Annotated in this window: 1 protein-coding gene; it reads left to right on the top strand. The window is 39.3% G+C overall.

The features are described from left to right. Positions 1-365 precede the first annotated feature (365 nt). Positions 366-833 (top strand): DUF29 domain-containing protein, encoded by a 468-nt coding sequence (locus O9295_RS01010; protein ID WP_123230012.1) that lies wholly within the window; start codon positions 366-368, stop codon positions 831-833. The last annotated feature ends 226 nt before the right edge of the window (positions 834-1,059 follow it).

Below are 1,059 nucleotides of genomic sequence, written 5' to 3'. Positions count from 1 at the left end.
CTTCATAATAAATATTGGCAGAGGATTAAAGATTAGTTATTGTGACTAATTTTTTTGGTTAGAAAAAGATAAACTTGAGAATCTTCAGTCAAATTTATTGACTCAAAATCAGCTGTACTTAATTTAAATGAATCAACCCTACGATAGGCGGGGGGATCTCCCCTTAATAAGGGGGGTGCCGATCCCCCCTTAGTCCCCCCTTAATAAGGGGGGCATCTGATAATTTTTAACGCCTACCTACTTAGTTTCAATTTTAGGTGATTTTTTGGTAAACTACAAGGGAAGCTAGAAATTAGTAACGCCTTGAGAATTGTATCCGCTTAGTTATCAGTGCAGTTATTTACTCCAACGAACAACCTATCGCTATGTCGAAAACTCTCTACGAACAAGATTTTCAAGTATGGCTCGCAACAACAATTAGCCACCTACAGAAGCGGGAATTTGCTGCGCTGGATACTGATAACTTAATTGAGGAGTTAACCGAGTTGGGAAAATCGGAAAAAAGAACTTTAGAAAGTAATTTGATGATTCTTTTGGCTCACTTGCTCAAATTAAAAGTACAGCAGGACGCACCGCCATCAATGAAGGATAGCTGGTATTGTTCTATTATTGAGCATCGCCAGCGAATTGAGAAAAACTTACGCAATACACCTTCCCTGAAATCCTATCTAGAAACTGCTATCGAGGAAGCTTATCCAGATGCTCGTCAAGTGGCAATTAAGGAAGGGAAACTCCCTCAATTTGGTGTTCGGATTCCCCCAGAAAATGATTATCCTCAAATTTGTCCTTTCTTGCCAGAGCAAATCTTAGATGAGAACTTCTATGGCAATTGACTAGAGAAAAAAGTTAATTTTCAATTTTTGCATTACTCATGACTCGACTAACTCCAATCCAAGTTGACAAAAACACTCTAATTTATATCCCACATTCCGCACCCTCAACTGTCACATAAGCTGTCCCCCTCCAGAGACTTGAGTAAAAATACTTATCTGGTGAAGGTTTTCTCGGTGGCCGCTAGGGGGAGCTTGAGACCCCTAATTATGAAAAAATAGGAATTGT

The organism is Microcystis sp. LE18-22.4A (assembly GCF_027531105.1).
GTDB lineage: Bacteria > Cyanobacteriota > Cyanobacteriia > Cyanobacteriales > Microcystaceae > Microcystis > Microcystis aeruginosa.
Note: the sequence above shows the minus strand (reverse complement) of the source record. Positions and strands in the feature narration are given on the sequence as shown.

Bases quoted from the DNA above. Each gene is read 5' to 3' on its own strand.
- O9295_RS01010 (WP_123230012.1), top strand. From the start codon at position 366: ATGTCGAAAACTCTCTACGAACAAGATTTTCAAGTATGGCTCGCAACA.